This is a genomic window from Streptomyces massasporeus, assembly GCF_014648995.1.
Classification (GTDB): Bacteria; Actinomycetota; Actinomycetes; order Streptomycetales; family Streptomycetaceae; genus Streptomyces; species Streptomyces massasporeus.
The window spans coordinates 597,041-617,436 of sequence record NZ_BMSE01000002.1; the positions used below are offsets into that span (position 1 = coordinate 597,041).

Annotated in this window: 13 protein-coding genes and 1 pseudogene; 8 read left to right on the plus strand and 6 right to left on the minus strand. The window is 70.9% G+C overall.

The window, feature by feature from the left end:
• Position 1 precedes the first annotated feature (1 nt).
• Positions 2-268 carry a 30S ribosomal protein S20 gene (rpsT, locus tag IE153_RS07535; protein WP_031103817.1) on the minus strand — a complete coding sequence of 89 codons (267 nt, stop codon included), beginning with the start codon at positions 266-268 and terminating at the stop codon, positions 2-4.
• 240 nt (positions 269-508) lie between these two features.
• Between rpsT and lepA the strand changes: the two genes are divergently transcribed.
• A complete protein-coding gene (lepA, locus tag IE153_RS07540; RefSeq protein ID WP_189588961.1) occupies positions 509-2,377 on the plus strand; it encodes a translation elongation factor 4 in 1,869 nt (622 codons plus the stop codon).
• A 263-nt stretch (positions 2,378-2,640) separates the two neighbouring features.
• Positions 2,641-4,515: an AMP-dependent synthetase/ligase gene (locus IE153_RS07545; RefSeq protein WP_189588962.1), complete on the plus strand. Its 1,875-nt coding sequence runs from the start codon at positions 2,641-2,643 to the stop codon at positions 4,513-4,515.
• Between the two features lie 90 nt (positions 4,516-4,605).
• On the opposite strand, the gene IE153_RS07550 is transcribed toward IE153_RS07545, so the two are convergent.
• The gene (locus IE153_RS07550) at positions 4,606-5,076 is read right to left on the minus strand and encodes a response regulator (protein WP_189588963.1); all 471 of its coding nucleotides are present in this window, start codon (positions 5,074-5,076) and stop codon (positions 4,606-4,608) included.
• On the minus strand, positions 5,073-9,074 hold the full coding sequence (locus tag IE153_RS07555; protein ID WP_438817903.1) for a HAMP domain-containing protein: 4,002 nt from the start codon (positions 9,072-9,074) through the stop codon (positions 5,073-5,075). The genes IE153_RS07550 and IE153_RS07555 overlap by 4 nt, the downstream gene beginning before the upstream one ends.
• 192 nt (positions 9,075-9,266) lie before the next feature.
• Between IE153_RS07555 and IE153_RS07560 the strand changes: the two genes are divergently transcribed.
• Positions 9,267-11,552, plus strand: coding sequence for a SpoIIE family protein phosphatase (locus IE153_RS07560; RefSeq protein WP_189588965.1), 2,286 nt, complete (start codon positions 9,267-9,269; stop codon positions 11,550-11,552).
• A 48-nt stretch (positions 11,553-11,600) separates the two neighbouring features.
• A complete protein-coding gene (gene hemW, locus IE153_RS07565) occupies positions 11,601-12,833 on the plus strand; it encodes a radical SAM family heme chaperone HemW (protein ID WP_189588966.1) in 1,233 nt (410 codons plus the stop codon).
• Between the two features lie 218 nt (positions 12,834-13,051).
• Here the strand turns inward: hemW and IE153_RS07570 are convergent, their stop codons facing one another.
• Positions 13,052-13,855, minus strand: a complete 804-nt coding sequence (locus IE153_RS07570) for a DUF3097 domain-containing protein (protein WP_189588967.1) — start codon at positions 13,853-13,855, stop codon at positions 13,052-13,054.
• A gap of 31 nt (positions 13,856-13,886) precedes the next feature.
• Positions 13,887-14,618 carry an MBL fold metallo-hydrolase gene (locus IE153_RS07575; protein WP_189588968.1) on the minus strand — a complete coding sequence of 244 codons (732 nt, stop codon included), beginning with the start codon at positions 14,616-14,618 and terminating at the stop codon, positions 13,887-13,889.
• Positions 14,619-14,789: 171 nt separating this feature from the next.
• On the opposite strand from IE153_RS07575, the gene hrcA reads away from it, so the two are divergent.
• The 4 genes from hrcA (at position 14,790) to IE153_RS07595 (ending at position 18,944) form a co-directional block, all read left to right on the plus strand.
• On the plus strand, positions 14,790-15,806 hold the full coding sequence (gene hrcA / locus IE153_RS07580; protein ID WP_097216549.1) for a heat-inducible transcriptional repressor HrcA: 1,017 nt from the start codon (positions 14,790-14,792) through the stop codon (positions 15,804-15,806).
• Positions 15,806-16,942 (plus strand): molecular chaperone DnaJ, encoded by a 1,137-nt coding sequence (gene dnaJ / locus IE153_RS07585; protein WP_031103804.1) that lies wholly within the window; start codon positions 15,806-15,808, stop codon positions 16,940-16,942. The genes hrcA and dnaJ overlap by 1 nt, the downstream gene beginning before the upstream one ends.
• 191 nt (positions 16,943-17,133) lie before the next feature.
• Positions 17,134-18,207, plus strand: coding sequence for a nitronate monooxygenase (locus tag IE153_RS07590; RefSeq protein WP_189588969.1), 1,074 nt, complete (start codon positions 17,134-17,136; stop codon positions 18,205-18,207).
• The gene (locus IE153_RS07595; protein WP_189588970.1) at positions 18,204-18,944 is read left to right on the plus strand and encodes a 16S rRNA (uracil(1498)-N(3))-methyltransferase; all 741 of its coding nucleotides are present in this window, start codon (positions 18,204-18,206) and stop codon (positions 18,942-18,944) included. Before IE153_RS07590 ends, IE153_RS07595 begins: the two co-directional genes overlap by 4 nt.
• A 53-nt stretch (positions 18,945-18,997) precedes the next feature.
• On the opposite strand, the pseudogene IE153_RS07600 reads toward IE153_RS07595, so the two are convergent.
• Positions 18,998-20,364: pseudogene (locus IE153_RS07600) on the minus strand (IS200/IS605 family accessory protein TnpB-related protein); the annotation flags it as partial.
• Between the last annotated feature and the right edge of the window lie 32 nt (positions 20,365-20,396).

Sequence of the window (20,396 nt, forward strand, 5' to 3'; positions counted from 1 at the left end):
GTCAGCCCTTGAGCGCGTCGACCTTCTGAGCCAGCGCGGACTTCTTGTTGGCGGCCTGGTTCTTGTGGATGACGCCCTTGGAGACGGCCTTGTCGAGGTGACGCGCGGCGAGGCGCTGGTACTCGGTGGCCTTCTCGACGTCACCCGCGGCAGCAGCCTCACGGGCCTTGCGGATCGCGGTCTTGAGGGAGGACTTGACGGCCTTGTTGCGCAGCCGCGCCTTCTCGTTGGTCTTGATCCGCTTGATCTGGGACTTGATGTTCGCCACGAATGAGCCTTCTCAGGTTCTGGCACGAGGCCGCACGGACACCGCACGATTCCCGCACCGGGTGATTTCTTGGGTCGCGCCTCCTGCGAGAGGGCATGAGGCACAGCCACCCAGGCTACCAGCGGCCCCTTCCGCGGCCCAAACCCGTCCGCGGTCCCCACCCGTGGGACCATGGAGGCTACGTATCGATCCGACCCGAGACCGCAGACACTGCGGACGCCTCAAGAATCAGGACCCTGCGTGCCCGCGATCCCCAGCCACGTGCCCGAGCCGAGCCGTACCGACCCGGCTCTGATCCGCAACTTCTGCATCATCGCGCACATCGACCACGGCAAGTCCACGCTCGCCGACCGGATGCTCCAGCTGACCGGAGTGGTCGAGCAGCGGCAGATGCGCGCCCAGTACCTCGACCGCATGGACATCGAGCGCGAGCGTGGCATCACGATCAAGTCACAGGCGGTGCGTCTGCCGTGGGCCCCGACCCACGACAAGAACGACACGCACATCCTGAACATGATCGACACCCCCGGGCACGTCGACTTCACCTATGAGGTCTCCCGGTCGCTCGCCGCCTGCGAGGGGACCATCCTCCTGGTGGACGCCGCCCAGGGCATCGAGGCGCAGACCCTCGCCAACCTCTACCTGGCGATGGAGAACGACCTCAAGATCATCCCGGTGCTGAACAAGATCGACCTGCCGGCGGCGCAGCCCGAGAAGTTCTCCGAGGAGCTCGCCAACCTGGTCGGGTGCGACCCCGACGACGTGCTCAAGGTGTCCGCCAAGACGGGTCTGGGCGTCGAGGCGCTGCTCGACAAGGTCGTCGCCGAGATCCCCCCGCCGGTCGGTGTCGCGGACGCGCCCGCCCGCGCGATGATCTTCGACTCGGTCTACGACTCCTACCGCGGTGTCGTGACGTACGTCCGTGTCATCGACGGTCAGCTCAACAAGCGCGAGCGCATCCGGATGATGTCCACCGGCGCCACGCACGAGCTGCTGGAGATCGGCACCAACTCACCGGAGATGCTGGCGGCCGACGGCCTCGGCGTGGGCGAGGTGGGCTACCTCATCACGGGTGTGAAGGACGTCCGTCAGTCCAAGGTCGGTGACACCGTCACCAGCCAGCACAAGGGCGCCGAGGAGGCGCTCGGCGGCTACAAGGACCCCAAGCCGATGGTGTTCTCCGGCCTCTACCCGCTGGACGGCTCGGACTACCCGGAGCTGCGCGAGGCCCTGGACAAGCTCCAGCTCAACGACGCCGCGCTGGTCTACGAGCCGGAGACGTCCGCGGCCCTCGGTTTCGGTTTCCGTGTCGGCTTCCTCGGCCTGCTGCACCTGGACGTGATCCGGGAGCGGCTGGAGCGCGAGTTCGGCCTCGACCTCATCGCCACCGCGCCGAACGTGGTCTACCGCGTCCTCATGGAGGACGGCACCGAGCACACCGTCACCAACCCGAGCGAGTTCCCCGAGGGCAAGATCTCGGAGGTCTACGAGCCGGTCGTGCGGGCCACCATCCTGGCGCCCAGCGAGTTCATCGGCTCGATCATGGAGCTGTGCCAGACCCGGCGCGGCACCCTGCTCGGCATGGACTACCTCTCCGAGGACCGGGTCGAGATCCGCTACACCCTGCCGCTCGCGGAGATCGTCTTCGACTTCTTCGACCAGCTGAAGTCCAAGACCCGCGGCTACGCCTCGCTCGACTACGAGCCCACCGGCGAGCAGACCTCCAGCCTGGTCAAGGTCGACATCCTGCTGCACGGCGACAAGGTCGACGCCTTCTCGGCGATCACCCACAAGGACGCCGCGTACGCCTACGGTGTGCGGCTCGTCGCCAAGCTGCGCGAGCTCATCCCGCGGCAAGCCTTCGAGGTGCCCATCCAGGCCGCCATCGGCTCCCGGGTCATCGCCCGCGAGACCATCCGCGCCATCCGCAAGGACGTCCTCGCCAAGTGCTACGGCGGTGACATCTCCCGTAAGCGGAAGCTGCTGGAGAAGCAGAAGGAGGGCAAGAAGCGAATGAAGATGGTGGGTTCCGTAGAGGTTCCGCAGGAAGCCTTCATCGCGGTCCTGTCCAGTGATGACAGCGCGGGGTCGGGCAAGGGCAAGAAGTAACCACGGATTACCGTGGGTTACACCGCAATCCGGGTTGAACAGGGGCTCGTCGTGCGAAAGTGCGGCGGGCCCTGTGCGTATGCGGGGTAGCTCTCTGTACGAAGTGACAGGCCGCGAACCCTTACGCGGCGGCCGGTCGCCCTTTACTCTGATCCCTGCTCGTTAGTTACTCACGAGTTAAACAACGGGCGTGACCTGCACCTCGTGAGTGCCACCCAGCCGCACCTGAGCCAGCCGCATCGTCGCGGGCCCCGGAGGATGTCGTGAGCGACACACAGACCCTGATCGAGAACCGTCCCCCGTCCGTGGCGGGCCTCTTCCTGGAGCGCGTCACGGCCACGCCGGACGCCGAGGCCTATCGGTACCCGGTCCCATCGTCCGCGGGCCAGGGCCCGGACGAGTGGAAGTCGCTGAGCTGGGCGCAGGCAGCCGAGCGGGTCTACGCCATCGCGGCGGGGCTCATCGAGCTGGGCGTGCAGGCCGAGCAGCGCGTCGCCCTCGCCGCCGGCACCCGGCTCGAGTGGATCCTCGCCGACCTCGGCATCATGTGCGCCGGCGCGGCCACGACCACGGTGTATCCGCAGACCAACGCCGAGGAGTCCGCGTACATCCTGTCGGACTCCGAGAGCCGGGTGCTGATCGCGGAGAACGCCGAGCAGCTGGCCAAGGCCCAGGAGAAGCGCGCCGAGCTGCCCGAGCTGACGCATGTCGTGGTGATCGACGCGGCCGGGGTCGAGACCGCCGACTGGATCCTCACCCTGGACGAGCTGGAGAAGCGCGGCGCGGCCCGGCTGGAGAAGGACCCCGACCTGATCAAGGAGCGGGTCGGCGCGATCACCAAGGACCAGCTGGCCACCCTCATCTACACCTCCGGCACCACGGGCCGCCCCAAGGGCGTGCGCCTGCCGCACGACAACTGGTCGTACATGGCGAAGGCGATCGCCGCGACCGGGCTGGTCAGCGCCGAGGACGTGCAGTACCTCTGGCTGCCGCTCGCGCACGTCTTCGGCAAGGTGCTGACCTCCGGGCAGATCGAGGTCGGGCACGTCACCGCCGTGGACGGCCGGGTCGACAAGATCATCGAGAACCTGCCGGTGGTGCAGCCGACGTACATGGCGGCCGTGCCGCGCATCTTCGAGAAGGTCTACAACGGCGTGGCCGCGAAGGCCCGCGCAGGCGGCGGCGCCAAGTACAAGATCTTCCAGTGGGCCGCCGAGGTGGCCCGCGAGTACGCCAAGGTCGCGCAGGACAACTTCCGGCGGACCGGGACCGCGTCCGTGCCGTTCGGGCTGGGCGCGAAGCACAAGGCCGCCGACGCGCTGGTCTTCTCCAAGATCCGCGAGGCCTTCGGCGGCAACCTGCGGGCGTGCGTCTCGGGCTCCGCAGCACTCTCGCCGGAGATCGGCTACTTCTTCGCCGGCGCAGGCATCCACATCCTGGAGGGCTACGGCCTGACCGAGTCCTCGGCCGCGTCCTTCGTGAACCCGGGCGAGGCCTACCGCACCGGCACGGTCGGCAAGCCGCTGCCCGGCACGGAGGTGCGGATCGCCGACGACGGGGAGATCCTCCTGCGCGGCCCGGGCATCATGGAGGGCTACCACAAGCTGCCCGAGAAGACCGCCGAGGTGCTGGAGTCGGACGGCTGGTTCCACACCGGGGACATCGGGGAGCTGTCGCCCGACGGGTACCTGCGGATCACCGACCGCAAGAAGGACCTCATCAAGACCTCGGGCGGCAAGTACATCGCCCCGGCGGAGGTCGAGGGGCAGTTCAAGGCGGTGTGCCCGTACGTCTCCAACATCCTGGTGCACGGGGCCGACCGGAACTTCTGCACGGCGCTCATCGCGCTCGACGAGGCCGCGATCACCGAGTGGGCCAAGGAGAACGGGCTCGAGGGGAAGCCGTACGCGGAGATCGTCGCCGCGCCGGTGACCGTCGAGATGGTCGACGGGTACGTGAAGCAGCTCAACGAGGGGCTTCAGCGGTGGCAGACCATCAAGAAGTTCCGGCTGCTGCCGCGTGACCTCGATGTCGAGCACGGCGAGATCACGCCGAGTCTGAAGCTGAAGCGGCCCGTTGTGGAGCGGGAGTACAAGCACCTGATCGAGGAGATGTACGAGGGCTCTCGCGAGGCGTAGGGGGTGCTGGGGCTGATCGAGCGGCTGCGGGTTCGTTGTGGTCGCTCGCGCCCACGCGGCGGAGCCGCAGATCGATACAGCCCCGCGCCCCTAGGGGACGTCACCCACCCGGCGTCGCAAGTCCTGGACCTCCGTGCGCAGGCGTTCCACTTCCCTCCCCTTGCGGTAGAGGTCCAGGAAGACGCTGACCTTCGCCCTGAGGACCCACGGGTCGAACGGCTTGGTCACGTAGTCGGCGGCGCCGGTCGCGTAGCCGCGGAAGGCGTAGCCCGAGTCGTCGTCCGCGCCGGTGAGGAAGATGATCGGGACGTCACGGGTCTGGTCGAGGCGTTTGATGTGGGACGCCGTCTCGAAGCCGTCCATGCCGGGCATGCGGATGTCCAGCAGGACCAGGGCGATCGGCCGGCGCAGGAGGGCCTTCAGGGCCTCCTCGCCGGAACGGGCCCTCAGGAGCGGCTCGTTGAGCGAGGCCAGCACGGCCTCCAGGGCGGTCAGATTGTCCTCCATGTCGTCGACCAGGAGGATTCCGGCGCGTTCGGGGTGAGTGGCCGTGCTGCTCATGCCTCTTCTTCCATGCCCTCGGGGTCCAGCAGTTCGCACACGACCGTCAGCAGGCCGTCGATGTCCACCGGTTTGGGCACGTAGTCGTTGGCGCCGCGGGCGATGGACTTCTCCCGGTCACCGGGCATGGCCTTGGCGGTCAGCGCCACGATCGGCAGGCCCGTCCAGCGGGGTGTGCGGCGGATCGCGGAGATGGTCTCGTAGCCGTCCATCTCCGGCATCATGATGTCCATCAGGACCAGTTCGACGTCCGGGCTGCGCTCCAGCGTCTCGATGCCCTCGCGGCCGTTCTCCGCGTAGAGCACGGTCATGCCGACCCGGCCCAGGACATGGGTGAGGGCGAAGACGTTGCGGATGTCGTCGTCGACGATCAGCACCCGTCGGCCGGCCAGGATCCTGCCCGGCCTGCCGGACGTCCATGCCTCCAGTTTCGTGGGGGACGGCCAGGCGTCGTCCGTGTCGTGCGCGACCGGGAAGGGCCCGGTGGTCGGCTGGAGCGGCAGGGGCAGGTCGGCGCGGTCCTCGGGGAGGGGCGCGGGAGCCGTGTGCCCGGGGCTGACGACCGGCACGTACAGGGTGAACGTAGAGCCCTTGCCGGGTTCGCTCTCGGCGACGATCCGGCCGCCGAGCAGGCCCGCGATCTCCCGGCTGATGGACAGGCCGAGCCCGGTCCCGCCGTACTTGCGGTTGGTGGTGCCGTCGGCCTGCTGGAACGCCTCGAAGATCACGGGGAGCTTCTCCGGCGCGATCCCGATGCCGGTGTCGGACACGGTGAACGCGATGACGTCGCCGGTGTCCCGGACGTAGCGGTGCTCGGCGTCCTCCACCCGGTCCACCCGCAACTCGACCTTGCCGTTCGCGGTGAACTTGATCGCGTTCGAGAGCAGGTTGCGCAGGATCTGCTGGAGCCGCTGCTCGTCCGAGAACATCTCGCGCGGTACGCCCTCGCCGACCGCGACCTCGAAGGCCAGCCCCCGGTCCAGGGTGAGCGGACGGAACGTGGCGTGGACGTAGTCGAGCAGTTTGATGAGGGGGAGTCGCTTGGGGCGTACGTCCATCCGGCCGGCCTCGATCTTCGACAGGTCCAGGATGTCGTTGATCAGTTGCAGGAGGTCCGAGCCCGAGCGGTGGATGGTCGTCGCGAACTGCACCTCCTGGTCGGAGAGATGGCCGTCGGGGTTGTCGGAGAGCAGACGGGCCAGGATCAGCAGGGAGTTCAGCGGTGTGCGCAGCTCGTGCGACATGTTGGCCAGGAACTCGGACTTGTACTGGGAGGACGTGGCCAGCAGGGCGGCCTTCTCCTCCAGTTCGGCGTTGGAGCGCTGGAGTTCGCCCTGCTGCTTCTGGAGTTCGTCCGAGCGCTCCTGGAGCTGCATGGCCAGGCGCTGGGACTCGCCGAGCAGGGACTCCGTGCGGGAGTTGGCGATGATCGTGTTGATGGCGACGCCGATGGTGTTGACGAACTGGTCGAAGAACGCCAGGTGGACGTCGGAGAAGCGGGAGAACGAGGCGAGTTCGATGACGCCGAGGAGCTTGTCCTCGAAGAGGATCGGGATGATGACGATCGTGGTCGGGGCCGCCTCGCCGAGGCCGCTGTTGATCTTGATGTAGTCGGGCGGGGCGCCCTCCACCAGGATCCGCTTCTTCTCCCGGGCCGCCTGCGCGACCAGACCGTGCACCGGCAGGCCGCCGGTCTCGACGGTCGCGTCCTGGGCGGCGCCGTACCCGGCGATGAAGGCCAGGCCCTTGATCGGCACGGTGGTGCGCGGGGCCGCGCTGTCCTCGTCCGGGTCGGCCAGATAGAACGCGCCGTACTGGGCGTTCACCAGCGGGGTCAGCTCGCGGAGTATCAGGTCGGCGACCTCCATCAGGTCCCGGTGGCCCTGCATCAGGGCGGCGAGCCGGGCCAGGTTGGACTCCAGCCAGTCCTTCGCGCGGGTCGTCTCGCGCAGGTTGGCCACCATCAGGTTGATGTTGTCCTTCAGCTCGGCGACCTCGCCCTGCGTCTCCACGGTGATCGAGCGGGACATGTCGCCCTGGGCCACGGCGGAGGCGACCTCGGCGATGGCGCGGACCTGGGTGGTGAGGTTGGACGCGAGTTCGTTGACGTTGGTCGTCAGGCGCTTCCAGGTGCCGTAGACGCCCTCGACCCGGGCCTGGCCGCCCAGTTGTCCCTCGGAGCCGACCTCGCGGGCGACGCGCGTGACCTCGGAGGAGAACGAGGAGAGCGTGTCGACCATGGTGTTGATGGTGGTCTTCAGTTCCAGGATCTCGCCGCGTGCGTCCACGTCGATCTTCCGGGACAGGTCGCCCTGCGCCACGGCCGTCGCGACCTGGGCGATGTTGCGCACCTGGGACGTGAGGTTGTCGGCCATGTAGTTGACGTTGTCCGTCAGGTCCCGCCAGACGCCGGAGACGCCCAGCACCTGGGCCCGGCCGCCGAGCCGCCCGTCGGTGCCGACCTCGCGGGCCACGCGGGTCACCTCGTCGGCGAAGGCGCGCAGCTGCTCCACCATCGTGTTGACGGTGTCCTTCAGTTCCAGGATCTCGCCGCGCGCGTCGACCGTGATCTTCTTCGACAGGTCGCCGTTGGCCACGGCCGTGGTGACCTGGGCGATGTTGCGGACCTGCGAGGTCAGGTTCAGCGCCATGAAGTTGACGTTGTCGGTGAGGTCCTTCCAGACGCCGGAGACGCCCCTGACCTGCGCCTGCCCGCCGAGGTTGCCTTCCGTGCCGACCTCGCGGGCGACGCGGGTGACTTCGTCGGCGAAGGCGGAGAGCTGGTCGACCATCGTGTTGATCGTGGACTTCAGCTCCAGGATCTCGCCCTTGGCCTCCACGGTGATCTTCTTGCCGAGGTCGCCCTGGGCGACGGCAGTGGAGACCAGGGCGATGTTGCGCACCTGGGAGGTGAGGTTGTCGGCCATGAAGTTGACGTTGTCGGTGAGGTCCTTCCAGACGCCGGAGACGCCCCTGACCTGTGCCCGGCCGCCGAGGTTGCCTTCCGTGCCGACCTCGCGGGCGACGCGGGTGACTTCGTCGGCGAAGGCGGAGAGCTGGTCGACCATCGTGTTGATCGTCGACTTCAGCTCCAGGATCTCGCCCTGCGCCGCGACCGTGATCTTCTGGGACAGGTCGCCGTTGGCCACGGCCGTCGTCACCTGGGCGATGTTGCGGACCTGGGAGGTGAGGTTCGACGCCATGAAGTTGACGTTGTCGGTGAGGTCCTTCCACACCCCGGACACGCCGCGCACCTGGGCCCGGCCGCCCAACTGGCCCTCGGTGCCGACCTCGCGGGCCACGCGGGTCACCTCGTCGGCGAAGGCGGACAGCTGGTCGACCATCGTGTTGACGGTCAGCTTCAGCTCCAGCAGCTCGCCGGTCGCCTCCACCGTCACCGTGCGGGTCAGGTCGCCCCGGGCCACCGCCGTCGTCACCGCGGCGATGTCCCGCACCTGGGCCGTCAGCCGGGAGGCCATCGTGTTGACGGCCTCCGTCACGTCCCGCCAACTGCCCGACAGGCCCTGCACCTTGGCCCGGCCGCCGAGCCTGCCCTCGGTGCCGACCTCGCGCGCGACCCGCGTCACCTCGCCCGTGAACAGGGAGAGCTGGTCCACCATCGTGTTGACGGCCCGGCCCAGGCGGCGCAGGTCGCCCCGCAACTGCCGTGTCCCGTCGTGCAGATCGACCCGCTGGGTCAGATCGCCGCCGGCCACCGCGTCCAGCACGCGCGTGGCGTTCGCAGCCGGGGCGACCAGGGCGTCGAGCAGCTGGTTCACATCGTTGACCCGGGATGTCCACAGGCCCTGGCCCGGGCTTGCCGAGAGCCGCTCGTCGAGCCGGCCGTGCCGCACCAGCTCCCGTCTGACGCGCCGCGTCTCGGACGTGAAATGGACGCTGCGGTCCATGATCTGGTTGAAGACCGCGGTGAGTTCGGCCACCATCCCGTGGCCGGATTCGGGCACCTTGGTGAAATCACCGTCACGTGCCGCTGTCATGGCTGCGAGCAGGGGACGCAGATCGGATGCACGAATCTGACCGTCTTCGTGCCGGTCTTCGACCACAGGAGTAGCACTGTTCTCACTCATGGCGGCCCACTTCGGTAACTCGGCGCTTATGGGCGGGGTCAGTCTGTCACTCTGTCGGCATCGACTGTGGCGTATTCGTACGAACTGCCCGGGGAGCTGTCCATGGGGGCCATTCCGACGCAACGGGAGACCGCTTCCCGTGCCTCAGAGGCGCCTGCACCCGCTTGGGAGACGACCGTGCCCGTCCAGGAGGGGCCCGTTTCCGAGGAGCCCGCACCGTCCGCGGAGGTGATCACACCGTCCATCGGGGCGCCCGCACCGGAGTGCGCGCGGGCGCACGCGACCCTGCCCGGCAGTTCCCTCGCGCCGGGCGCCGCACGCGCCCTGGTGCGCGCGGCCCTCACCGAGTGGACCGGGCTCGGCCTGCCCGGCGCCGAGCACCTCACCGACCGCCTCGCCGACGACGCCACGCTCGTCGTCAGCGAACTCGTCACCAACGCCGTCGTGCACGCCGGCACCGACGTCGAGATGGAGTGCCGGCTGGAGGGCGACACCTCCGACACGGCCGCGCTCGTCGTCGAGGTCTCCGACCACCACCCCTCCCGCGCCCCGCGCGGCAGCGAGCCGGAGACGCCGCACGACACCCCCGAGTACGGGCGCGGCCTGCGGCTCGTCGGCGCGCTCTCCGAGGCGTGGGGGATCACGTACCGCACGGGCCGCAAGACCGTCTGGGCGCGGCTGCCCGCCGGGGGGTGCGCGGCGGGCGAGCAGATCGAGGCGTACGCCGGGGAGCACGCGCTGGCGCGCGGCCTCCGGGTGGCGGAGATCCTGGCGCCCGAGCCGCGCCCGGACGACGAGACCGCGGAGACCCAGGCACCCGAACCACGCCAGGGCGACGAGGCGGTGGAGGCCCTACGGGCCTGGCGTGGCGCAGGCGACCCGTGGGACCTGCACGACGGAGGAGAGACATGGGACTCGCGGGAGGGCGGAGAGGCACGGGACTGGCCCGCCTTACGGGAGGCTCGTGACCTGCGTGACTGGAACGACCTACGGGACTGGCGGGACCGGCACGAGAACCGCGACGGACGCAACGGGCCCGACGGCGCCTGGCTCGGCCGCGGCGCCCTCTCCTTCCTGGCCGAGGCCTCCGACCTGCTCGCCGGGCAGCTCGACGAGGACCTGGTCGCGGCCCTCGCCGGGCAGCTGATCGTGCCCCGGCTGGCCGACTGGTGCGCGGTGTGGCTGGAGGACGAGGCCACCGGCGGCGGCTGGAGCGGCGGAGCGGGCGCGGGCGGACCACGCCTCGCCCGGGTCTGGCACGGCAGCGAGAACCGCATCGAGGAGCTGCGCCGCGTCCTGGAGAAGGACCCGCCGCAGCCGTTCGACCCGACGGGGTCGTCGTCGCCGTTCGAACGCAACCGGGAGCGGGGCAGGTCCGGGCCCGTCGACTACCCCTGGCCCGGCGAGGCGCTCGGCGACGGCGAGCCCGGCTCGGCCCTCGCGTACCGGCTGGTCGCCGGGGGACGCCCGCTGGGCACCCTCGTCATCGGGCGCTCCGGGAAGGCCGGCTTCCCCGACGAGATCACCGGCCTCGCGGAGGACCTCAGCCGCCGGGTGGCCCTCGCCATCGGCGCCGCCCGCCAGTACGCCCGCCAGGCCACCATCAGCGCCGTCCTGCAGCGCGGCCTGCTGCCCGGCGCCGTGGCGGAGATCCCCGGCATGCGCAGCGCCCTCGTCTACGAGCCGTGCGACAAGGGCGGCCCGAGCGGCGACTTCTACGACCTGTTCCCCGCCGGCGACGGCCGCTGGTGCTTCGCCGTGGGCGACGTCCAGGGCAAGGGCCCCGAGGCGGCCGTCGTGATCGGCCTGGCCCGGCCCTGGCTGCGACTGCTGGCCCGCGAGGGCTACCGGGTCGCCGACGTCCTCGACCGTCTCAACCAACTGCTCCTCGACGACGCCACGGAGGCCGCCGACGCGGCGGCCCGGGCGCTGGTGGCCGCGGGCGCGCGTCCGACCCCGCCCGGCGACGGCCCCCAGACGCGCTTCCTGTCCCTGCTGTACGGCGAGCTCGTTCCCTTCGACGGCGGCGTCCGCTGCACCGTCGCCTCCGCCGGGCACCCACTGCCGCTGCTGCTCGGGGCGGGTGGCGAGGTCCACACGGCCGCGCAGCCCCAGACCCTCCTCGGTGTCGTGGAGGACGCCACCTACACCAGCGAGACCTTCGAGCTGCGCTCCGGCGACACGCTGCTGTGCGTCACCGACGGTGTGACCGAGCGCCGCTCGGGCTCCCGCCAGTTCGACGACGGGGACGGGCTCGCGACGGCGCTGGCCGGGTGCGCCGGGCTGGACGCGGAGCTGATAGCCGAGCGGATCAAGCGGCTGGTGCACGAGTTCGGGGCGCGTCCGCCCGCGGACGATCTCGCGCTGCTGGTCCTCCAGGCGGACTGACAGCCGCTCCGGGCGGAGCCGGCGCGCCGGTGCTGGACAATGGAAGGCATGCCTTCCGCACTCCCCGACGGCGAGCCCGTCCCCGACGACGGCGCGCTGCCCGCGTCCGCGCTCGCCGGGGCCGCCGACCGCCCGCTCGGGTTCTACCTGCACGTCCCGTACTGCGCGACCCGCTGCGGCTACTGCGACTTCAACACGTACACCGCGACCGAGCTGCGCGGCACCGGCGGGGTACTGGCCTCCCGCGACAACTACGCCGAGACGCTGGCCGACGAGGTCCGGCTGGCGCGCAAGGTGCTGGGCGACGATCCGCGGCCGGTGCGCACGGTGTTCGTGGGCGGGGGCACGCCCACCCTGCTGGACGCCGGGGATCTCGTACGGATGCTGAAGGCCGTGCGGGACGAGTTCGGGCTGGCGGAGGACGCCGAGGTCACCACCGAGGCGAACCCGGAGTCGGTCGACCCCGCGTATCTGGCCGCCCTGCGCGAGGGGGGCTTCAACCGGATCTCCTTCGGGATGCAGAGCGCGCGGCAGCACGTGCTGAAGGTGCTGGACCGCACGCACACGCCGGGGCGGCCCGAGGCCTGTGTGGCGGAGGCCCGGGCGGCCGGGTTCGAGCACGTCAACCTCGACCTGATCTACGGCACGCCGGGGGAGTCGGACGACGACTGGCGGGCCTCGCTGGACGCGGTGCTGGGGGCCGGGCCGGATCACGTCAGTGCGTACGCGCTGATCGTCGAGGAGGGGACGCAGCTCGCGCGGCGGATCCGTCGCGGCGAGGTGCCGATGACCGACGACGACGTGCACGCCGACCGGTACCTGATCGCGGACGAGGTTCTCTCGGGCGCGGGCTTCGAGTGGTACGAGGTGTCGAACTGGGCGACCTCGCGGTCCGGGCGGTGCCTGCACAACGAGCTGTACTGGCGGGGGGCCGACTGGTGGGGCGCCGGGCCCGGTGCGCACAGTCACGTGGGCGGGGTGCGGTGGTGGAACGTCAAGCATCCGGGGGCGTACGCGGCCGCGCTGGCGGCGGGACGGTCGCCGGGGGCCGGGCGTGAGGTGCTGAGCGATGAGGATCGGCGGGTCGAGCGGATTCTGCTGGAGTTGCGGCTCAGGGAGGGCGTGCCGTTGTCGCTGCTGCGGGAGGAGGGTCTTGCGGCCTCGCGCAGGGCGCTGTCAGACGGGCTCCTGGACGCCGGGGCGTATGAGGAGGGGCGAGCTGTGCTCACTCTGCGCGGGCGGTTGCTGGCGGACGGGGTCGTCCGGGACCTCGTGGACTGAGGTGCTGGGCGTGCGGGCTGAGGGGGGTGGGTCCGCAGCCCGGCGGCGCGGGGTGCCGATGCCCCACCCGTGCCGCCCCAAGCGGCACGCATGCCCGCAGCGGGGGCGGGGCGGCACGCATGCCCGCAGCTGGGCGGCAGCGCGCGCCCGCAGCTGGGCGGCTGCGCACGCTCGCTGTCAACAGCTGCGCAGCTGGGTGGCTGCTGCGCATGCCGCAGTCAGGGTGCCGTAACGAAGTCGATCAGTTCTTCCACCCGGCCCAGCAGTTCCGGCTCCAGGTCCTTGTACGAGTGGACCCCTGACAGGATCCGCTGCCAGGCCGCACCGGTGTTCTCCGGCCAGCCCAGAGCCCTGCACACGCCCGTTTTCCAGTCCTGGCCGCGTGGGACCCGTGGCCAGGCGGCGATGCCCTGGGACGACGGTTTCACGGCCTCCCAGATGTCGATGTACGGGTGGCCGACGACCAGCGCGTGCTCGCTCGTCACCGACTGGGCGATGCGCCACTCCTTCGAGCCCGGTACGAGGTGGTCCACCAGGACGCCCAGCCGTGCGTCCGGGCCGGGGGCGAACTCGGAGACGATCGACGGCAGGTCGTCGACGCCCTCCAGGTACTCCACGACCACGCCCTCGATGCGCAGGTCGTCGCCCCACACCTTCTCGACCAGCTCGGCGTCGTGCCGGCCCTCGACGTAGATGCGGCCGGCGCGGGCGACACGCGCGCGTGCGCCGGGGACGGCCACCGAACCGGAGGCGGTGCGGGTGGGACGCGCGGGGCCGCCCGGCGAGGGGCGGACGAGGGTCACCACCCTGCCCTCCAGCAGGAAGCCGCGCGGCTCCATCGGGAACACCCGGTGCTTGCCGAAGCGGTCCTCCAGCGTCACCGTGCCGGCCTCGCAGCGGATCACCGCGCCGCAGAAGCCGGTCCCCGGCTCCTCCACCACCAGGCCCGGCTCCGCCGCCACCTCGGGCACCGGCTTCGGCTTCTTCCACGGCGGGGTCAGATCGGCGGAGTACTGGCGCATTCGGATGACGATAGGAGAAGGCGAACGGTGATCACCGCGACACGCCGAAACGCGCCGCCAGCGCGTCCCGTTGAGCCCGCACGAACGCCGCGTCCACCACCGCTCCGTGACCGGGCACGTACACCGCGTCCTCGCCGCCCAGGTCGAGCAGCCGGTCCAGGGCGGCCGGCCAGTGCGACGGCACCGCGTCGGGGCCCGCCTGCGGCTCACCGGACTCCTCGACCAGGTCGCCGCAGAACACCACCTCCGGATCACCCGGCACCAGCACCGCCAGATCGTGCGCGGTGTGCCCCGGGCCGACGTTCGCCAGCAGCACCTGCCGTCCGCCGCCCAGGTCGAGCGTCCACTCGCCGGAGACCAGGTGGCCGGGCGGGGTCAGCCGCTCCGCCGCCTCCTGGGCCGTGGGCGCCGCCAGGCCCTGGCGCACCCCGTCCTCGCGCAGTTCCTCGCGGTCCCGCACCCGCGTCAGCAGCGCGTCCACGCCCACCGCGCCGAACACCTCGGTGTCCGGGAGCGCCGCGGCGCCGAAGACATGGTCGAAGTGCGGGTGGGTCAGCGCGAGATGTGTCACACGGTGACCGGTGAGTGCCCGCGCCTGCGCGCCCAGTTTCGCGCCCTCGGCGAGGCTCGACCCCGCGTCGATCATGAGGACCGCCCCCTCCCCGGCGACCAGCCCGATCGTGCAGTCCCACACCGGCAGCCGGCACCGTCCCACACCGGCGGCCACGCGCTCCCATCCGAGGTCTTCCCAAGTCACCGTCATACGGCGACGCTAGCGGTGCGCCCCGCTCGGGGCACGGCGCCGCACGACCAGCCTTGCCGGGGGTGTACCCCACCGCCGTACACTGGGCCGGGGAATGCTGGCACTCGCACGCGCAGAGTGCCAGGCTCGACAGGCAGGACCACGGGCGGACGACTTCTGGAGGTGTGCGCGATGCTCAGTGAACGCAGGCTTCAGGTGCTGCGCGCCATCGTCCAGGACTACGTCGGCACCGAGGAGCCGGTGGGCTCCAAGGCCCTCACCGAGCGGCACAGCCTCGGCGTCTCTCCGGCCACCGTCCGCAACGACATGGCGGCCCTGGAGGACGAGGGATACATCGCCCAGCCGCACACCAGTGCCGGGCGCATCCCCACCGACAAGGGCTACCGGCTGTTCGTCGACAAGCTCGCCGGCGTCAAGCCGATGACCGCGCCCGAGCGGCGCGCCATCCAGAACTTCCTGGAGGGCGCCGTCGACCTCGACGACGTCGTGGCGCGGACGGTGCGGCTGCTCGCGCAGCTGACACGTCAGGTCGCCGTCGTGCAGTACCCCTCGCTGACCCGTTCGACGGTGCGGCACGTGGAGCTGCTCTCCCTCGCGCCCGCACGCGTGATGCTCGTGCTGATCACGGACACCGGGCGGGTCGAGCAGCGGATGGTCGACTGCCCGGCGCCCTTCGGCGACGCCTCGCTCGCGGATCTGCGCGCCCGGCTCAACAGCCGTGTGGCGAACCGCCGTTTCGCGGATGTGCCGAGTCTGGTGGAGGATCTCCCGGAGGCGTTCGAGCACGAGGACCGGGGTACGGTCTCCACGGTGCTCTCCACACTCCTGGAGACGCTCGTCGAGGAGAACGAGGAGCGGCTGATGATCGGCGGCACCGCCAATCTGACCCGCTTCGGGCATGACTTCCCTCTCACGATCCGGCCGGTGCTGGAGGCGCTGGAGGAGCAGGTCGTGCTCCTCAAGCTGCTCGGCGAGGCGCAGGATCCGGGCGTGACCGTACGGATCGGTCATGAGAACGCCCACGTAGGACTCAACTCCACGTCCGTCGTGTCGGTCGGTTACGGTTCGGGCGGCGAGGCAGTCGCCAAGCTCGGCGTGGTCGGACCGACCCGCATGGACTACCCGGGAACGATGGGAGCGGTACGCGCAGTGGCACGGTACGTCGGACAGATCCTGGCGGAGTCGTAGTGGCCACGGACTACTACGCCGTACTCGGCGTGCGCCGCGACGCGTCGCAGGAAGAGATCAAGAAGGCCTTCCGGCGGCTCGCGCGCGAGCTGCACCCGGACGTCAACCCCGATCCGAAGACCCAGGAGCGGTTCAAGGAGATCAACGCCGCTTACGAGGTGCTGTCGGACCCGCAGAAGAAGCAGGTCTACGACCTCGGCGGCGACCCGCTCTCGCAGGCCGGTGGCGGCGGCGCGGGCGGCTTCGGAGCCGGCGGTTTCGGGAACTTCTCGGACATCATGGACGCGTTCTTCGGTACGGCGTCGCAGCGCGGACCGCGCTCGCGCACCCGCCGCGGCCAGGACGCGATGATCCGCATCGAGGTCGAGCTCGACGAGGCAGCCTTCGGCACGACGAAGGACATCCAGGTCGACACGGCCGTCGTCTGCAACACCTGCAACGGCGAGGGCGCGGCCCCGGGCACCTCCGCCCAGACGTGTGACATGTGCCGCGGCCGCGGTGAGGTCTCGCAGGTCACCCGGTCCTTCCTGGGTCAGGTCATGACGTCCCGCCCCTGCCCGCAGTGCCAGGGCTTCGGCACGGTGGTCCCGACCCCGTGCCCGGAGTGCGCGGGCGACGGCCGCGTCCGGTCCCGCCGTACGCTCACGGTCAAGATCCCGGCCGGTGTCGACAACGGCACGCGGATCCAGCTCGCCGGCGAGGGCGAGGTCGGTCCCGGCGGTGGTCCGGCCGGTGACCTCTACGTCGAGATCCACGAGCTGCCGCACAGCACGTTCCAGCGGCGCGGCGACGACCTGCACTGCACGGTGACGATCCCCATGACGGCGGCGTCCCTCGGCACGAAGGTGCCGCTGGAGACGCTCGACGGCATGGAGGAGGTCGACATCCGCCCGGGCACCCAGTCCGGCCAGTCGATCCCGCTGCACGGCCGGGGCGTCACGCACCTGCGCGGCGGCGGACGCGGTGACCTCATCGTGCACGTCGAGGTCCAGACCCCGACCAAGCTCGACCCCGAGCAGGAGCGCCTGCTCCGCGAGCTCTCCAAACTCCGCGGCGAGGAACGCCCCACGGGTCAGTTCCAGCCGGGGCAGCAGGGGTTGTTCTCGCGGTTGAAGGACGCGTTCAACGGGCGCTGACGCCGGTGGTCCGGCTGCTGCCGGGGGTCCGGGGGGCGTCCCCCGGGCAGGCGCAGTCAGCCGGGGCAGCAGGGGTTGTTCTCGCGGTTGAAGGACGCGTTCAACGGGCGCTGAGACCGAGCGTGCTTCTGGTCTATGCCAGTCGGCAGGCCGGTTTCGGGGTTGTTCGGAGGACGTGACAACATGCGGTCATGTCCTCCGCACTGACCGATCTCTTCCCCCTCCCGATCGTGCAGGCCCCCATGGCGGGCGGCGTCTCCGTACCCCAGCTCGCCGCGGCCGTGTGCGAGGCGGGCGGGCTCGGGTTCCTCGCCGCCGGGTACAAGACCGCCGACGGGATGTACCAGGAGATCAAGCAGATCCGGAGCCTCACCGGCAGGCCCTTCGGCGTCAACGTCTTCATGCCGCAGCCGGAGTATGCCGACCCGGCAGCCGTCGACGTCTACGCCCACCAGCTGGCCGGCGAGGCCACCTGGTACGAGGCCGAGCTCGGTGATCCGGACAGCGGACGCGACGACGGTTTCGAGGCCAAGCTCGTGGTGCTGCGCGACAACCCCGTCCCGGTGGTGTCCTTCCACTTCGGCGTCCCGAGCGGCGAGGTCGTCGACGCCCTGCACCGCGTCGGCACCTTCGTCCTGGCCGCCGCGACCACCCCCGACGAGGCCCGGGCCGTCGAACGGGCGGGTGCGGACGGGGTCATCGCCCAGGGCGTCGAGGCCGGCGGCCACCAGGGCACCCACCGGGACATCCCCGAGACGGACGGATCCGGCATCGGGCTGCTGTCGTTGATCGCCCAGGTCCGTGAGGCCGTGAGCATCCCGATCGTCGCCGCCGGCGGCATCATGCGCGGCGGCCAGATCGCCGGGGTCCTCGCGGCGGGCGCGAGCGCGGCCCAGCTGGGCACCGCCTTCCTCGCCACCCACGAGTCGGGCGCGAACGCCCTGCACAAGCAGGCGCTGACCAACCCGCTGTTCGTCCGCACCGAGCTGACCCGGGCGTTCTCCGGGCGGCCCGCGCGCGGCCTCGTCAACCGGTTCCTGCGCGAGCACGGCCCGTACGCGCCCGCCGCATACCCCGAGATCCACCACCTCACCGCGCCGCTGCGCAAGGCCGCCGCCAAGGCCGGTGACGCGCAGGGCATGGCGCTGTGGGCCGGGCAGGGGCACCGGATGGCGCGGGAGCTGCCCGCCGGGCAGCTGGTCGAGGTGCTGGCCGGGGAACTGGCCGCCGCCCGGGCCTCGTTGACGGGCGGGGGCGCGCTGTGACCGCGCCGGTGTTCGTGGTCGAGCACTTCGACGCGGGCGGCGGCGGCCGGTACGTCCTCGACGGGCCGGAGGGGCGGCACGCCGTCTCCGTGAAGCGGCTGCGCGCCGGTGAGGACGTCGTCCTCACGGACGGAGCGGGCCGCTGGGCGGACTGCGTCGTGCTCGACACGGAGGGCAAGGACCGGCTGATCCTCCAGCTCGACTCGGTGTACGAGGAGCCCGCGGAGCAGCCCCGGGTCACCGTCGTCCAGGCCCTGCCCAAGGGCGACCGCGGCGAGCTCGCCGTCGAGACGATGACCGAGGTCGGGGTCGACGCGATCGTGCCGTGGGCGGCGGCGCGCTGCATCACGCAGTGGAAGGGCGACCGCGGGGCCAAGGCGCTGGGCAGGTGGCGGGCCACGGCCCGGGAGGCCGGCAAGCAGTCCCGCCGGGTGCGCTTCCCGGAGGTCGCGGAGGCGGCGACGACCAAGCAGGTCGCCGCCCTGCTGGCCGGGGCGGACTTCGCCGCCGTGCTGCACGAGAGCGGCGACGCGCCGCTGGCGACGGCCGAACTGCCGGCCACCGGTGACATCGTGCTGGTCGTGGGGCCCGAGGGGGGCGTCGCGCCGGAGGAGTTGGCGCTGTTCGAGGAGGCGGGGGCGCAGGCGTATCGCCTCGGGCGCAGTGTGCTGCGCACATCGACTGCCGGGACGGCCGCCGCGGCCGTGCTCCTGGCACGCACCGGACGCTGGTCCTGACCGTTCCCAGAGACTGAGCGGGGGTGAGTCCTGTTGCCAGAACTCATGCTCGGCCGAACGCCCCGGACGGTGTTGGACGTTCTGATTGCCCGCGTTCGCTCCGCGTCCGGCGCCGACGGATCGTGTCCGTGGTCCGGGGATGCGGGGGCGGGTTTCCTCACGTCCAGGAACACGCCGGTCGGCCTGGACGGTCCGATGCCCCACCGCATCACTCCGGTGCGGTGGGGGCGGTGCTGTCCGTCGCCGGATCGGGTGTCGCTGGGCGCGCCTTCCGATCGCCACGGCGGCAGCGTCATGGCGAGTGGTTGTACGAGTCATGCTGGTGAGGGGTTTCTGCCAGTGCTGGGCACCCCAGCGGCTGGTGTAGGCGGGGTCGACGGCGATGACCGCGATACCCGTCTGATCCGCCATCGAAGCCAGCCGGGCGCGCAGGCGGCCCGTGGGCATGCCGGAGATCAGCTGCCGGAAGCGCTTCTTACGGCCGTGCTTCTCGCGGGTCTTCTCCGCGGTGAAGTCCAGATCCTCTACCGCGATCGCCTTCACGCCACAGGCTTGTGCCCAGTGCAGGAGGCGGGTGAGGGCGTGGCGCACCTGGGCGTCACGGTGGTGGGCACTGCCGGTCAGATCGTAGAAGAAGCGGCGCGGGCTCCCGGTCGGGTTGCCGTGGACATCCAGGCGCCAAGCGGCCACGTGGTCGGCGTTCATGTCCACCCCGATCACCCCGTGGGCGAGGGCGGCCTCGATCGGAAGGGTGGGGGTGGGCGGGATCTGCCAGGCGGCGGTCACATACCAGCGATCGCGGCCAGTATCGAAATGGATACGGTAGGCGACCGCCCGGTTGGCCGCGACACGGTCGGCCCACTCGCGGCCCCGATGCGCGAACACGATCCGGCAGGCCAGCACGTATCGGCCGTGTGGGGCGTTGGCCAGATGCGTGAGCGGAGCGGGGAGTTTGATGCTCACCTCACCGTCGGGGGTGATGCGGAACGTCTCGTTGTCGTAGCGTTTGCCCGACCCGCCGTCGGCCTGACAGAACCAGCGCTCCGCCTCCCAACGCCCACGCCACACGCACTCCGTGAGCCCGGCCTCGTCCAGGTGGTGTGTCATGAGTGGCCTTGGTGATACTGCCCGCCCACCTGGACGACGAGAGCGGGGTCAGCTCCCGCTTGCGCACCGCCCACGCCTCAGCCGAGTGCTCCAGACCGTCCCGGCAGCGCGCCTTGAGATCCTTCGACGCCAGCGACCCCGAATGTCCGCCCATCAGGCGCAGCACCTCCGCTTCGCCGGGCGTCAGGTGCTTGAGGCGGGCACGGACGGCCACACCAGAGGGGCCGGACGCGACGAACGGCGCCGCGATACTCCTCAGCTCGCCCGCCCCTGTCACCCCTCTGCCCGGCACCACCCGAAGTGTTCTCGTCATGGGGAACGAGTGTCACCCGCGAAGGTCACGCA

What these genes read in the sequence shown, in the direction of transcription:
- IE153_RS07550 (WP_189588963.1), bottom strand. Translation starts at nt 5,076, where the DNA reads ATGAGCAGCACGGCCACTCACCCCGAACGCGCCGGAATCCTCCTGGTC.
- IE153_RS07555 (WP_438817903.1), bottom strand. Translation starts at nt 9,074, where the DNA reads ATGACAGCGGCACGTGACGGTGATTTCACCAAGGTGCCCGAATCCGGC.
- IE153_RS07560 (WP_189588965.1), top strand. Translation starts at nt 9,267, where the DNA reads ATGGGGGCCATTCCGACGCAACGGGAGACCGCTTCCCGTGCCTCAGAG.
- hemW (WP_189588966.1), top strand. Translation starts at nt 11,601, where the DNA reads ATGCCTTCCGCACTCCCCGACGGCGAGCCCGTCCCCGACGACGGCGCG.
- IE153_RS07570 (WP_189588967.1), bottom strand. Translation starts at nt 13,855, where the DNA reads ATGCGCCAGTACTCCGCCGATCTGACCCCGCCGTGGAAGAAGCCGAAG.
- IE153_RS07575 (WP_189588968.1), bottom strand. Translation starts at nt 14,618, where the DNA reads ATGACGGTGACTTGGGAAGACCTCGGATGGGAGCGCGTGGCCGCCGGT.
- hrcA (WP_097216549.1), top strand. Translation starts at nt 14,790, where the DNA reads ATGCTCAGTGAACGCAGGCTTCAGGTGCTGCGCGCCATCGTCCAGGAC.
- IE153_RS07590 (WP_189588969.1), top strand. Translation starts at nt 17,134, where the DNA reads ATGTCCTCCGCACTGACCGATCTCTTCCCCCTCCCGATCGTGCAGGCC.